Here is a 12106-nt window from a genome sequence, read left to right as displayed (position 1 = left end):
TCAGCAGCCGCCGGAAGCGACGGGCGCGCCGATGGTGAGGGTGGCGGGAGCCGCGCAGCAGCCGCCGCCGGCCGGTTCGGTGGTCTCGGGCTGGTCGAAGAGGCCGGCGCCGCCGCAGACGCCGGTCTCGGGCAGGGTCAGCTCGACGCGCTCGGCGGCTTCCTGGTCGCCGGCGAGGTGGGCGGCGATGGAGCGGACCTGCTCGTAGCCGGTCATGGCGAGGAAGGTCGGGGCGCGGCCGTAGGACTTCATGCCGACGAGGTAGACGTCCTTCTCCGGGTGGGAGAGCTCGTTCACGCCGTGGGGGTAGACGGTGCCGCAGGAGTGCTGGTTGGGGTCGATCAGCGGCGCCAGCTCGACTGGGGCCTGCAGGCGCTCGTCGAGGCCGAGGCGCAGTTCGTCGAGGAAGGTGAGGTCGGGGCGGAAGCCGGTCAGGACGATGACCTCGTCCACGGGGTCTAGGCGGCGGCCGTCTTCGCCGACCAGGACAAGGCGCCCGTCGGCGTCGCGCTCGACGGCGTCGGTGCGGAAGCCTGTGACCGCGTCCGCGTATCCGGCGTCGACGGCGGCCTTGGCGGCAAGGCCGAGGGCGCCGCGGGCGGGGAGCTGGTCGGCTTCGCCGCCGCCGAAGGTCGAGCCGGAGATGCCCCGCCGCAGGACCCAGAGCGCCTTAGTGCCGGTGCCGTCGTCGGGCTTGGCGAGGTCGGCGAGGTAGGCGAGTGCGGTGAAGGCGGAGGCGCCGGAGCCGATGACGGCGGTGCGCTTGCCCGCGTAACGGGCGCGGACGGCCGAGTCCTTGAGGTCGGGGACGCGGTAGGTGATCCGGTCGGCTGCCGCCTTCTCGCCCAGAGCGGCCAGGCCGCTGGCGCCTGCCGGGCTGGGGGTGGACCAGGTGCCGGAGGCGTCGATCACGGCGCGGGCGAAGACGCGCTCCTCGCGGCCGTCGGCGTGCTCGACGTGGACAACGAAGGGCTGGGCGTCGCGGTCGGCGTCTACGATGCGGTCGCGTCCGGTGCGGGAGACACCGGTGACGCGGGCGCTGAAGCGGACGCGGTCGCCCAGGACGTCGGCGAGCGGCTGGAGATAGCTTTCTGTCCAGTCCCCTCCGGTCGGGTAGGCCGTCGGATCCGGCTTGACCCAGCCGGTGGGAGCCAGGAGCTTCTCCGCGGCCGGGTCGATGACCTCGCCCCACCGCGAGAACAGGCGTACGTGGGCCCAGTCGCGGGTGGCGGTACCGGCGCGGGGGCCGGCTTCGAGGACGAGGAAGTCCAGGCCGCGGTCTTCGAGATGGGCGGCGGCGGCCAGGCCGGCGGGACCGGCCCCGATCACGACGACGGGCAGGTCGGTGGTGGCAGGCGCGGTCATGGTCGGCTCCTCATTGCTTCGATGTCTGTCGATGGCTTGCGTGATCAGCATGGCACCTGTTTCGATGTGCGTCAACATAGACATTCATCGAATCCACAGGGGTGCAGTGGAGCACGTGGAAGCCGTCGTCATCGGGGGCGGACAGTCCGGCCTTGCCGCCGCGCACGCGCTGGTCAGGCAGGGTGTGGCGCCGGTGGTGCTGGAGGCATCGGACCGGGCGGCGGGATCGTGGCCGCGGTATTACGACAGCCTGACCCTCTTCCCCCCGGCTCGGTTCAGCTCGCTGCCGGGCCTGGCGTTCGGCGGAGATCCGGAGCGGTACCCGCACCGGGACGAGGTGGTCGACTATCTCGACCGCTACGCCGCACGCTTGGACGCCGACATCCGCATCCGCAGCCGGGCCGTTCGCGTCGAGTCCGATTCCGGAGGCTTCCGCGTCGACCTGGAGGACGGAGCGAGCATCAGCGCAGGCGTGGTGGTCGCCGCGTCCGGGAGCTTCGGCCGCCCGTACCGACCCGCGCTACCCGGGCTGGAGGCTTTCACCAGGCAGGTGCTGCACGTCGCCGACTACCGCGACCCCGCCGAGTTCACTGGGCAGCGGGTCGTCGTGATCGGCGCAGGCAACTCCGCAGTCCAGGTCGCCGCCGAACTCTCCCGGCTGAGTCGTACGACGCTGGCGACGCGGGCGCCGGTGAAGTTCGCCCGCCAGCGGCTACTGGGGCGCGACCTGCATTTCTGGCTCACCCGCACCAGCCTCGACACCGCCCCGCTCAGCAGGCTGCTGCGCACCCCGCCCGCGCAGCCGGTGCTGGACGACGGCCGCTACCGGGCCGCGCTCACTGCCGGCCTTCCGGACCGCCGCCCGCTGTTCACCGGTCTGGACGGCGGCAAGGTCACATGGGCGGACGGGAGCACGGAAGCCGTGGACTCGATCATCCTCGCCACCGGCTACCGCCCCCACCTCCCCTACCTCACCCACGTGGGCGAGGCCCTCGACACCTCCGGCCGACCCCGACACCGCGACGGCGCCGCTCTCGCACATCCGGGGCTGGCGTTTGTGGGTCTGGAGTGGCAGCGCAGCCTGTCCTCGAACTCCCTGCGCGGATGCGGGCGGGACGCCGAACGCGCGGCCCGCCGTCTGGCCGGCCGCCTCGCCCGATCCTGAGGCCCTTCCCCCATTGGTTCGACGTATGTCAACATAGACGTATGTCGAATGCGAAGGTGTTGCCGCTGCTGGAGCCCGAGGCCGTCGCAGCCTGCTGCCCGCCGCTGAACGAGCGCCCGATGTCTGCGGACGAGGCCGAGGTCGCGGCGAAGATGTTCAAGGCCCTCGGCGATCCGGTGCGCCTGCGCCTGTTCTCCGCCGTCGCCTCCCACGAGGGTGGCGAGGCGTGCGTGTGCGACATCTCGGATGTCGGCGTCTCCCAGCCGACGGTCTCCCACCACCTGAAAAAGCTGAAGGAGGCCGGACTGCTGTCCTCCGAGCGGCGTGGCACATGGGTGTACTACCGGGTCGAGCCCTCCGTGCTCGCCGCGATGGGCGCGTTGCTGGCCGGCGCCGCGAAGGCGGCATGACCATGGTGGTTCGGATCGTGCCGATGCTGCCCGAGCACGCCGAGCAGGTCCTGGCGATCTACCAGGCCGGGATCGACGAGGGCGACGCCACCTTCGAGACCGCCGCCCCCGACTGGGCGTCGTTCGACGCCGCGAAACTGGCCGAGCACCGCTACGTCGCCCTGGACACGGACGAGGCGGTGCTGGGCTGGGTGGCGGCGAGCGCGGTCTCGGACCGCTGCGCGTACATGGGGGTGGTCGAGCACTCCGTCTACGTCCACCCCGATGCCCGCGGCCGGGGCGTGGCCCATGCCCTGCTGGACACGCTGGTCTCCGCTACCGAGAAGGCGGGCATCTGGACGATCCAGTCCGGGATCTTCCCCGAGAACACCGCCAGCCTCGCCCTCCACGCCCGCGCCGGCTTCCGGATCATCGGAACCCGCGAACGCATCGGACGCCATCACGGCGTCTGGCGGGACGTGGTCTTGCTGGAGCGCCGCAGCACCGTCCTGGCATAGCGCGGGTTCACGCCGGCGCAAGCTGATCGGGCAAGAGCCGTCCACGCAGGGCAGTCCTGGGTTCGGCGGTCCCCACCAACCGCCGGAAGACGCATGGTGGGATTCCTCGAAGCTAAGGACAGGCCGTAGCAGGTGGGCCGTCAACCGGCGAGGATGCCGTGATGCGCACCGAAACGGACCTCGACCGTCTCCGCCCGACGCACACCTCACCCGTGGTGTTCGCCGCGGGAGCGGCGATCGGGGTGTTGGGCGGGATGATCGGGCTGGGCGGCGCGGAGTTCCGTCTGCCCCTGCTGATCGGCCTGTTCGGGTTCGCGGCGCTCTCGGCGGTCATCCTGAACAAGGCGAGAGCCTGGTCGTGGTCCTGGCCGCGCTGCCCGCCCGGCTGGCCGCGGTCCCGGCCGCCGAAGTGGCCGCCCGCTGGCCCGTCGCGGCCAACCTCCTGGCCGGCAGCCTGCTCGGCGCGTGGGCCGGAGCCTCCTGGGCCGTCCGGATGCGCTCCGCGACCCTTTACAAAGTCCTGGCCGCCCTCATGGTGCTCATGGCAGCCGCCCTGGTCCTCACGCACACCACCACACTCGGTACGCTCGACCTGCCGCTGGCGGCACAGATCCCCGCGGGGATCGCGGCCGGCTTGGGCATCGGCGTCGTCGCGGCCATCATGGGCGTCGCCGGCGGCGAGCTGCTGATCCCGACGATCGTGCTGCTCTTCGGGCAGCACATCAAAACGGCCGGCAGCCTCTCCCTGCTGGTGTCCCTGCCGACCATGCTCGTCGCTTTCGCCCGCTACAGCCGTGACGGCAGCTTCGCCGTCCTGGGCTCCAACCTCCGGTTCACCGCGACCATGGCCGCGGGCTCGATCGCGGGCGCAGTCTTGGGCGGGCTGCTGCTCGGTGTGTTCCCGAACGTGGTGCTGATCCCCGCGCTGGCCCTAATCCTTCTCGTGTCCGCGTACAAGCTGGCCCGCCACGACTGATCACACAGGACGCCTCAGTGCTTCGTGCCGGGCGGGGTCGGGGTGGGGGTGGGCGTCAGGTGAGCAGGTCGCGGATCTGCCGCGCGGCGTCGCGGGCCGGGCGGCTGACGCCGATGAGGGTGGCCGAGGCAGGGCCGGTCCAGTCTCCGTAGCCGAGCAGGTGCAAGCGCGGCTCGTCGAGAGACCGGGTGCCGCCGGTGGCGATGTGGCCGCGAGTGCCGCGCAGGCGCAGGCCGGCGAACGGGGCCAGGGCCGGGCGGAAGCCCGTGCACCAGATGACGGCGTCCGCCTCGGCGGCGGCGCCGTCAGCCCACTCCACCCCCGTGGTGGTGAGCCGGCTGAACATCGGCCTGGCCGTCAGGAGGCCGGCGTCGCGAGCCGCGCGGACCGGGGGTACGGCGACGATATCTCCGAGCGAGGCGACGCCCCCGGTGTCGGTGCGGCCTTCGTCGAGCGCGCGGCCGCGGGCGGTGGCGTGATCGAACAGGGCGCGACCGTCGATGTCGTCGGCGAGGTAGCGCGGCGTGCGCCGGGTCACCCAGGTGAGGTCGGCCGTACCGGCGAGGTCGGCGGCGATCTGCGCGCCTGAGTTCCCGCCGCCCACCACGATCACGCGCTGTCCTGCGAACTCGGCGGGGTGGCGGTACTGGACCGTGTGCAGTTGGCGTCCAGTGAACTCGCGGCGCCCCGGGACGGCCGGCAGGAACGGGCGGGTCCAGGTCCCGGTGGCGCTGATGACGGCGCGGGCCTGCCAGTCGCCGCAGTCGGTCTCGACGCGCAGGAACGGGCCGTCGCGGTGGATGGCGTCCACCCACACGCCGCGTTCGACCGGGAGCTCGTACCGCTTTTCGTAGTCGGCGAGGTAGGCCACCACGTGGCCGGCGTCGGGGTAGAGGCGTCCCTGCTGCACGGGCATCAGCCGGCCGGGCAGCGAGGAGTACGTGGCCGGGGAGAACAGGCGCAGCGAGTCCCAGGTGTGCTGCCAGGCCCCGCCGGGTGCCGTCTGGGCGTCGAGGACGAGGTGCTCGATGCCCAGACGGCGCAGGTGGTAGCCGGCGGCGAGCCCGGACTGGCCGCCGCCGATCACCACCACATCCGTATGTCGGCTCATGCCGCAGGCGTCCCGGTGTCGGTCTTGTCGCGGAGGAAGATGACCGCGACCAGCGCCAGGCCGACGACCGCTCCCAGCAGCTGCATGCCGATGAAGCCCGGCACCGAGGACGGGGCGATGCCCGCGAAGGTGTCGGTGAAGGCGCGCCCGATGGTCACGGCCGGGTTGGCGAAGGAGGTGGAGGAGGTGAACCAGTACGCGGCGCCGATGTACGAGGCCACCGCGAGGGGCGCGAACCGGAGCCGGTCGGTCTTGGCCATGCCGAAGATCAGCAGGATCAGCCCTGCGGTGGCGACGACCTCGCCGAGCAGCAGGTTCCCGGCGGAGCGGTCGTGCGTGGACCACTTCACCAGCGGCTCGCCGAACATGGCGTCGGCCAGGATCGCTCCGGCGATGGCGCCGGCGATCTGCGAGGGCACGTACACGGCCAGCTCGCGGGCGTTCACGCCGTCGCCGCCGCGGCGGGCAGTCCACCACTCGGCCAGCGTGACGGCCGGGTTGAAGTGCGCGCCGGAGACCGGTCCGAGCAGGGCGATGAGGACACCGAGGCCGAAGACGGTGGCGGTGGAGTTGGCCAGCAGCTGCAGCGCGACGTCGTCGGTCAGCTCGGTGGCCTGGATCCCGGAGCCGACCACGATCGCGACCAGCGCGGCGGTGCCGACCAGCTCGGCGGCGGCGCGGGCGATCAAAGGGGCGCGGGGCGGTGTAGCGCCGGGGGCGGGCTGCGGCGACGCGTCGGCGGCTATGGCGTCGCTCGCGGCGGGCTCGGTGGCGGTCAAGGGGGGTTCTCCTCGGGCAGGTGAGGCAGAGCGGGCTATGGGCAGGACCGCTTGAGGTTCGCTTCGGCGGTGGCACGCGCGGTCGCCGCGAGGTTGGCGAACTGACCGGCGAGGGCTTCGATGACTTCCGGGCGCAGGCGGTAGTAGATGTACCTGCCGCACGGCTCCGTCTCCACGACCCCGGCCTCCCGCAGCACCTTCAAGTGGTTGGAGAGGTTCGTCTGCTTGGCACCCGTCTCCTCCACGAGGTGGGTGGTGCAGAGCGTCTCCCTGGCGAGGAGGGTCACGATCTGGAGCCTGAGCGGGTCGGCCAGTACCCGGATCAGATCAGTGTCGACTGACGTCATCATGGACTGATACTGTCACATCACCAAGGGCTGACACCAGTCCGGGCTGAACCATGCCGCAGATCTGTAGCATGCCGCAGTCGTGCCTGCCATGAAGGAAAAGCCGATGTCCTCGAACCCGCTCGCGTCCGTTCTCTTCGTCTGCATCCACAACGCCGGCCGCTCCCAGATGGCCGCGGGCTTCCTGCGCCACCTCGCCGGCGACCGCGTCGAGGTCCGCTCCGCCGGCTCCATGCCCGGCGAAAAGATCAACCCCTCCGCCGTCGCCGCCATGGCCGAGCTGGGCATCGACATCTCCGACCAGACCCCGAAGGTGCTGACCCCCGAGGCCGCCCAGGCCTCCGACTACATCATCACCATGGGCTGCGGGGACGCCTGCCCGTACTTCCCCGGCAAGACCTACCTCGACTGGCAGCTCGAAGACCCGGCCGGCCAGGGCGTCGAGGCCGTCCGCCCCATCCGCGACGAGATCAAGGGCCTCATCGAGGGCCTGATCGCCGAGATCGACGCCAAGCAGAAGGCGTGAGGCGCACGACGTGACCGAGACGACCCCGACCGACGACGTACGCAACGTCATCGTCATAGGCTCCGGCCCCGCCGGCTACACCGCCGCCCTCTACACCGCCCGCGCCCAGCTGAAGCCGCTGCTGTTCGGCAGCTCGATCTTCGTCGGCGGCTCCCTGACCACCACGACCGAGGTCGAGAACTTCCCCGGCTTCCCCGACGGTGTCGACGGCCCGGACCTGATGGCGAACATGCGCGCCCAGGCCGAGCGGTTCGGCGCCGAGATGATCGACGACGACGTCTCCGTCGACCTCACCGGCGACATCAAGCTCCTGACCGACTCCGAGGGCACCGTTCACCGCGCGAGGACCGTGATCATCGCGACGGGATCCGGCTACCGCAAGCTCGGCCTTCCCAAGGAGGGCGAGCTCTCCGGCCGCGGCGTCTCCTGGTGCGCCACCTGCGACGGGTTCTTCTTCCGCGACCGGGACATCGTCGTGGTCGGCGGCGGCGACACCGCCATGGAGGAGGCCACCTTCCTCACCCGCTTCGCACGCTCGGTCACCGTCGTGCACCGCCGCTCCACCCTGCGCGCCTCGAAGGTCATGCAGAACCGGGCTTTCACCGACGACAAGATCTCCTTCGCCTTCGACAGCGAGATCGCCGAGATCAAGGAAACGGGCGGCATGCTCTCCGGCGTCGTCCTGCGCGACACCTTCACCGGCAAGCTCCGCGACCTCAACGTCACCGGCCTGTTCATCGCGATCGGACACGACCCGCGCACCGAACTGTTCACCGGACAGGTCGACCTCGACGACGAGGGCTACATCCAGGTCGCCTCCCCGTCGACCCGTACCAACATCCCCGGCGTGTTCGCCGCCGGCGACGTCGTCGACCACACCTACCGGCAGGCCATAACCGCAGCCGGCACCGGCTGCGCCGCGGCCCTCGACGCCGAGCACTACCTCGCCGCCTTGAACGACGACAGCGCAGAAGCGGACATGGCGCACGTCAACGCCTGACTGGCAGCCTCAGGGAGCCGGGCGTACAGGCGGTCGTCCCCGCCTGCACAGCGGTCCGGCTGGTCAACGCGGCGACCGAGCGCGTGCCGCCCAGTTGGACCGCATGGACCAGCAGTGGTCGACGACCACGCGTCGGTTGGTCTCAGGGGCGAAGGCCTCGTGGGCGAGCATCATCCAGGCCTGTTGATGGACCTCGGCGATGTTGGTGCGCAGAGGGGACCGGGTGCAGGAGAGGGGGTGTGCTGTGGCCTAGCATGGCGCGCATGATGCGCCGCCTGCCGCTGTCGCTCCGGATGTGGTCCGGGGCGCTTTTGGTGTGCGCGCTCTTGCTGTGCCTGGCCGGGCTGGCCCGGCCGGCGATGGCGATGTCCGGCCCCATGGGGGCCGCGGCCATGAGTGCCGCCCCATCCGGGCACCGCGCCGCTGCCGAAGCCGGGCAGCAGATGGCCGCCGACAGCGCGGGGCATGGCACCCACTGCCCCATGACCCAATCTCAGTGCGCGGCACCCAAGGCCACCATCGCGCCGGACGCCCCGGCGGCTCCGCTCCTCGCGGACGTGCCCCTGGCCGTGACCTGTCCGGTCCTGGCGACAGTCGTCCTGCCGAACGCGCCGCCTTCGGCGCTCCACCCCCCTGATCTTCACCGGTTGTGCGTGTCGCGGACGTGATGGTTCGCCCGCCCGCGGGGCCCCCGCCCCGTGGGACGAGGTGAACCAAGTCCGCTTCCGGCATGCCCGCACCCGGCTCGGTGCGCGTGCCGTCCTGCCGATCAGGAGTTGTTGACGCATGTCGTCGTCCGTCACTCTGCTCGTCACCGGTGCCTCCACCGGTCTACTCGCCGGTGGTGCCTCCTGCGCCGCCGTCCAGGGGGGCCTGCTCGCCGGGGCGGTGACCCGCCGCCGCACCCACGCCGCTGCCGCCCCGCGACCGGGCGGCATCGCCTCCCAGGCGAAAGGCCGGCCCAAGGGCGCCACGGCCAGTGCGACCCTCCCTAAGGCCGCCGCGCCCGCCCCCGCGCCCAAGCCCCTGGCGCCGGTCGGAGCCTTCCTCGCGGGGAAGCTGCTCTCGCACACGGTTCTCGGGGCTCTGCTGGGCATCTTCGGCAACGCTCTGCAGCCCAGCCCCCGCGTGCAGGCCGTGCTGCTGCTGGCCGCCGGGGCGCTCATGGTGCTGTTCGCGCTCGACCTGTTCGGCGTCAAGGCCGTGGGACGGCTCGTGCCACGGCCCCCGGCATCCTTCAGGCGGTTGATGCGGCGCAGCGCCAGGACCGGCTCGGTGGCCACCCCGGCACTGATCGGCTTCGCGACCGTCCTGGTGCCCTGCGGGGTCACCCTGTCCATGGAGCTGCTCGCCATCACCTCCGGCTCGCCGGTGGCCGGAGCGGCCGTGATGGCCGGCTTCGTGATCGGCACCGCGCCCCTGTTCGCCCTGCTCGGATACCTCTTCCGGCGCAGCGCGCAGGCGCTGTCCGGGCGGCTCGCCGTCCTCACTGGTGTCGTGGTGCTGGCCGTAGCCGTGTGGACGATGGGCTCCGCGCTCCAGGCCGGCGGCTGGGTCTCCTTCACCGCCCCGGCCCAGCAGGCGTCGGCGAGCGGGCCGTTCATCGTCGAGAAGGTCGAGGGCGGAGAGGAGGACGGCGACCCGGCCGCCCCGGGCGGCGGCACCGCGGGCGCCGACGCCCCTCCCGTACGCATCGACGCCGCTGGAAAGCAGATCGTCACCCTCACGGTGACGGACTTCTACGAGCCGACCGGCTTCACCGCGAAGGCGGGGGTGCCCACCACGCTGGTCCTGCACGGCAAGGACTCCGGCGGCTGCGCCCGCGCGTTCACCATCCCCGAACTCGGGGTCCAGGAGATCGTCAAGCGCAACGGCGACACCGAGATCGACCTCGGCACCCGCAAGCCCGGCACCCTCCGTTTCTCCTGCGCCATGGGCATGCAGACCGGCGCCGTCGCATTCCAGTAGCAGACCCCCGAATCCACCGAAGAGGGAGACTTTTGACATGAAGCTGTTCAGCCGCAAGGACAAGAAGGGCACCGCCGAGGTCGACGGCCCGCGGGTGGAGCTGATCGTCGAGGGCATGCACTGCTCCAGCTGCGGCCTGCTCATCGACGACGAGCTCGAGGAGATCCCCGGCGTCCGCTCCGCCGCTACGGACGTACGGGCTGGCCGGAGCGTCGTACACCTGGAGGGCGTCGCCGCGGTGGACCCCGCCGCGCTGGTCGCGGCGGTCGAGGCCGCGGGCGAGTACACGGCCCGCGTGGCCTGACCCGCGGCAAGGCCGACGGCCCGGCCGGGCATCCCCCGGCCGGGCCGTCACGTGGGGTGAGAGCGGGTCGTCCGAGGTCAGATGTCGAGCATGAGCCAAGCTAGGGCCCGCTGATGGGTCGAAGCCAGTGCCCTTGGGGCCCTGACAAGGGAAAGTGGCTGGTCACACGGCCTTGGACAGCATGGTGGTCGCCTGTGGTCGCAGGCTGGAAGTGTCCACTTCCCTCCGCCTCCCGGAGGCGATCCCCCTGCGTACCAGCGTCGGCCGCGGCCGCATCTACCGCCGCTGCGGCTGCCGGGACACCCAGCATCGCCAGCTCGGCGCCCACTGCCCCCACCTGGCCAGCGACAGCGAGCACGGCACCTGGTGCTTCGCTGTCGACGTCCCCACCCCGGACCGGCGTCGTACCACGGTGCGCCGGAGCGGATTCACCCGCCAGGACAAAGCCGAGCAGGCCCTAAGTCGCTTCCTCGAGGGTGAGGCTGGCGGATACAACGCCGACCCGAGCCAGACCGTCGCCGCCTACCTCAACTCATGGCTGGAAGCGAAGGCCCTCGTGCTAAAGCCGACCACCATGGCCCGATACCGCGACTACGTCCGCAACGACCTCGTCCCGGCCTTCGGCACCCTCAAGCTGGACCAGCTCGCCCACCGGCACATCTCGGCCTATGTCACGTGCCAGCTCGCCGCTGGCCGCGGCCGGACCACCCTGTACCGCTGCCTGGCCACACTCTCCAGCGCCCTCGGCGACGCTGTCCGCCAACACCGCCTGCCCCACAACCCTGCTTCTCCCCCGGTCCTGCGCCGCCCGGCGGCGCCGGAGCGACGCATCTGGACAGCGGAGGAGGCAGTCCGCTTCCTCGCGTACTGCCACCAGGCCGACGCGGAGATGGCCGACCTGTTCGAGTTCCTCATCGGCACCGGCATGCGCAAGGGCGAAGCTCTCGGCCTGCACTGGAACGACGTCCACCTCGCGGAAGGCGTCCTGTACGTGCGCTGCACCCTCTCCGCTATCGACAACAACCACCTCGTCCTTACCGCGCCGAAGACCCGCTCCAGCCGCGCCTGGGTCGCCATCTCGCCCCGCGTCGCCACCGCACTCCGGCACCGGGCGCGCACAACAACCCGTACGAGCGGTGATCCTGACGACCCGTTCACCGGGCTGGTCTTCTGCCGACCCGATGGCAGGCCGCTCGGGCCCCACCTGGTCCTGAACCGGCTGCATCAGCTGTCCGAGGAAGCCGGCGTCCCGCGGATCACCGTGCACGACCTGCGGCACCTGGCGGCCACCATCACGATCACCGCGGGCGTGCCCCTGACCGTGGTGTCCAAGACGCTGCGGCACTCCACTCTGTCGACCACCGCCAACATCTACAGCCACCTCACCCGCCAGGCCGCCCGCGAAGCCGTCGACACCATTGACCGCGCCCTCACCAGAGCTGAGAAGGCCGGGCTCGGGACGAGCCGCCCGGCGTGGCTGCGACCACCACGCGACCACATCCAACGGCTCGGTGAAGTCGTCCGCCGGCTCCGCTCCCCCGCGCCGCCAGCCTTCAGCGCCGCGGCCTCCCGGCCGCAGACCGGACGTGCGACCACACTGCGACCACCATGGCCCCGGACGCACGAAAGGCCGTCCTCTCATGGATGAGAGAACGGCC

Annotated in this window: 14 protein-coding genes; 10 read left to right on the top strand and 4 right to left on the bottom strand. The window is 71.5% G+C overall.

Annotated features, from left to right (window positions below; all coding sequences use genetic code 11):
* Positions 1–1365, bottom strand: a complete 1365-nt coding sequence (locus ACIBEA_RS00605; protein ID WP_399256385.1) for an FAD-dependent oxidoreductase — start codon at positions 1363–1365, stop codon at positions 1–3.
* Positions 1366–1471: 106 nt separating this feature from the next.
* Between ACIBEA_RS00605 and ACIBEA_RS00600 the strand changes: the two genes are divergently transcribed.
* From ACIBEA_RS00600 to ACIBEA_RS00585, 4 genes are all read left to right on the top strand, one after another.
* Positions 1472–2530, top strand: a complete 1059-nt coding sequence (locus ACIBEA_RS00600; RefSeq protein WP_399256383.1) for a flavin-containing monooxygenase — start codon at positions 1472–1474, stop codon at positions 2528–2530.
* A gap of 41 nt (positions 2531–2571) precedes the next feature.
* Complete coding sequence (locus ACIBEA_RS00595; protein WP_362009032.1) at positions 2572–2940, top strand: metalloregulator ArsR/SmtB family transcription factor; 369 nt, start codon at positions 2572–2574, stop codon at positions 2938–2940.
* On the top strand, positions 2937–3437 hold the full coding sequence (locus ACIBEA_RS00590; RefSeq protein ID WP_399256381.1) for a GNAT family N-acetyltransferase: 501 nt from the start codon (positions 2937–2939) through the stop codon (positions 3435–3437). The genes ACIBEA_RS00595 and ACIBEA_RS00590 overlap by 4 nt, the downstream gene beginning before the upstream one ends.
* Positions 3438–3795: 358 nt before the next feature.
* Positions 3796–4413 (top strand): TSUP family transporter, encoded by a 618-nt coding sequence (locus tag ACIBEA_RS00585; RefSeq protein WP_399256379.1) that lies wholly within the window; start codon positions 3796–3798, stop codon positions 4411–4413.
* 55 nt (positions 4414–4468) lie between these two features.
* On the opposite strand, the gene ACIBEA_RS00580 is transcribed toward ACIBEA_RS00585, so the two are convergent.
* The 3 genes from ACIBEA_RS00580 to ACIBEA_RS00570 are packed head-to-tail and all read right to left on the bottom strand — an operon-like array spanning position 4469 to position 6653.
* Positions 4469–5524, bottom strand: coding sequence for an ArsO family NAD(P)H-dependent flavin-containing monooxygenase (locus ACIBEA_RS00580; RefSeq protein ID WP_399256377.1), 1056 nt, complete (start codon positions 5522–5524; stop codon positions 4469–4471).
* A complete protein-coding gene (locus ACIBEA_RS00575) occupies positions 5521–6303 on the bottom strand; it encodes an aquaporin (protein WP_399256375.1) in 783 nt (260 codons plus the stop codon). The genes ACIBEA_RS00580 and ACIBEA_RS00575 overlap by 4 nt, the downstream gene beginning before the upstream one ends.
* 35 nt (positions 6304–6338) lie before the next feature.
* The gene (locus ACIBEA_RS00570) at positions 6339–6653 is read right to left on the bottom strand and encodes an ArsR/SmtB family transcription factor (protein WP_399256373.1); all 315 of its coding nucleotides are present in this window, start codon (positions 6651–6653) and stop codon (positions 6339–6341) included.
* Between the two features lie 103 nt (positions 6654–6756).
* Here ACIBEA_RS00570 and ACIBEA_RS00565 point away from each other — a divergent pair, with 103 nt between their 5' ends.
* From ACIBEA_RS00565 to ACIBEA_RS00540, 6 genes are all read left to right on the top strand, one after another.
* Positions 6757–7176, top strand: a complete 420-nt coding sequence (locus tag ACIBEA_RS00565) for an arsenate reductase ArsC (RefSeq protein ID WP_399256371.1) — start codon at positions 6757–6759, stop codon at positions 7174–7176.
* Between the two features lie 10 nt (positions 7177–7186).
* Complete coding sequence (gene trxB / locus ACIBEA_RS00560; protein ID WP_399256369.1) at positions 7187–8176, top strand: thioredoxin-disulfide reductase; 990 nt, start codon at positions 7187–7189, stop codon at positions 8174–8176.
* Between the two features lie 263 nt (positions 8177–8439).
* Complete coding sequence (locus tag ACIBEA_RS00555; protein WP_399256367.1) at positions 8440–8844, top strand: hypothetical protein; 405 nt, start codon at positions 8440–8442, stop codon at positions 8842–8844.
* Positions 8845–8962: 118 nt separating this feature from the next.
* On the top strand, positions 8963–10144 hold the full coding sequence (locus ACIBEA_RS00550) for a sulfite exporter TauE/SafE family protein (protein WP_399256365.1): 1182 nt from the start codon (positions 8963–8965) through the stop codon (positions 10142–10144).
* A gap of 37 nt (positions 10145–10181) precedes the next feature.
* A complete protein-coding gene (locus ACIBEA_RS00545; RefSeq protein ID WP_399256364.1) occupies positions 10182–10448 on the top strand; it encodes a cation transporter in 267 nt (88 codons plus the stop codon).
* 211 nt (positions 10449–10659) lie between these two features.
* Positions 10660–12096, top strand: a complete 1437-nt coding sequence (locus tag ACIBEA_RS00540; RefSeq protein WP_399256362.1) for a tyrosine-type recombinase/integrase — start codon at positions 10660–10662, stop codon at positions 12094–12096.
* Positions 12097–12106 lie beyond the last annotated feature (10 nt).

It is taken from the genome of Streptomyces sp. NPDC051555, from assembly GCF_044454405.1.
Classification (GTDB): domain Bacteria; phylum Actinomycetota; class Actinomycetes; order Streptomycetales; family Streptomycetaceae; genus Streptomyces.
The sequence above is the reverse complement of the archived record's forward strand: the minus strand, read 5'-3'. Positions and strand labels throughout refer to the sequence as shown.

What these genes read in the sequence shown, in the direction of transcription:
- ACIBEA_RS00605 (WP_399256385.1), bottom strand. Translation starts at nt 1,365, where the DNA reads ATGACCGCGCCTGCCACCACCGACCTGCCCGTCGTCGTGATCGGGGCC.
- ACIBEA_RS00595 (WP_362009032.1), top strand. Translation starts at nt 2,572, where the DNA reads ATGTCGAATGCGAAGGTGTTGCCGCTGCTGGAGCCCGAGGCCGTCGCA.
- ACIBEA_RS00590 (WP_399256381.1), top strand. Translation starts at nt 2,937, where the DNA reads ATGACCATGGTGGTTCGGATCGTGCCGATGCTGCCCGAGCACGCCGAG.
- ACIBEA_RS00580 (WP_399256377.1), bottom strand. Translation starts at nt 5,524, where the DNA reads ATGAGCCGACATACGGATGTGGTGGTGATCGGCGGCGGCCAGTCCGGG.
- ACIBEA_RS00570 (WP_399256373.1), bottom strand. Translation starts at nt 6,653, where the DNA reads ATGATGACGTCAGTCGACACTGATCTGATCCGGGTACTGGCCGACCCG.
- ACIBEA_RS00565 (WP_399256371.1), top strand. Translation starts at nt 6,757, where the DNA reads ATGTCCTCGAACCCGCTCGCGTCCGTTCTCTTCGTCTGCATCCACAAC.
- ACIBEA_RS00555 (WP_399256367.1), top strand. Translation starts at nt 8,440, where the DNA reads ATGATGCGCCGCCTGCCGCTGTCGCTCCGGATGTGGTCCGGGGCGCTT.
- ACIBEA_RS00550 (WP_399256365.1), top strand. Translation starts at nt 8,963, where the DNA reads ATGTCGTCGTCCGTCACTCTGCTCGTCACCGGTGCCTCCACCGGTCTA.
- ACIBEA_RS00545 (WP_399256364.1), top strand. Translation starts at nt 10,182, where the DNA reads ATGAAGCTGTTCAGCCGCAAGGACAAGAAGGGCACCGCCGAGGTCGAC.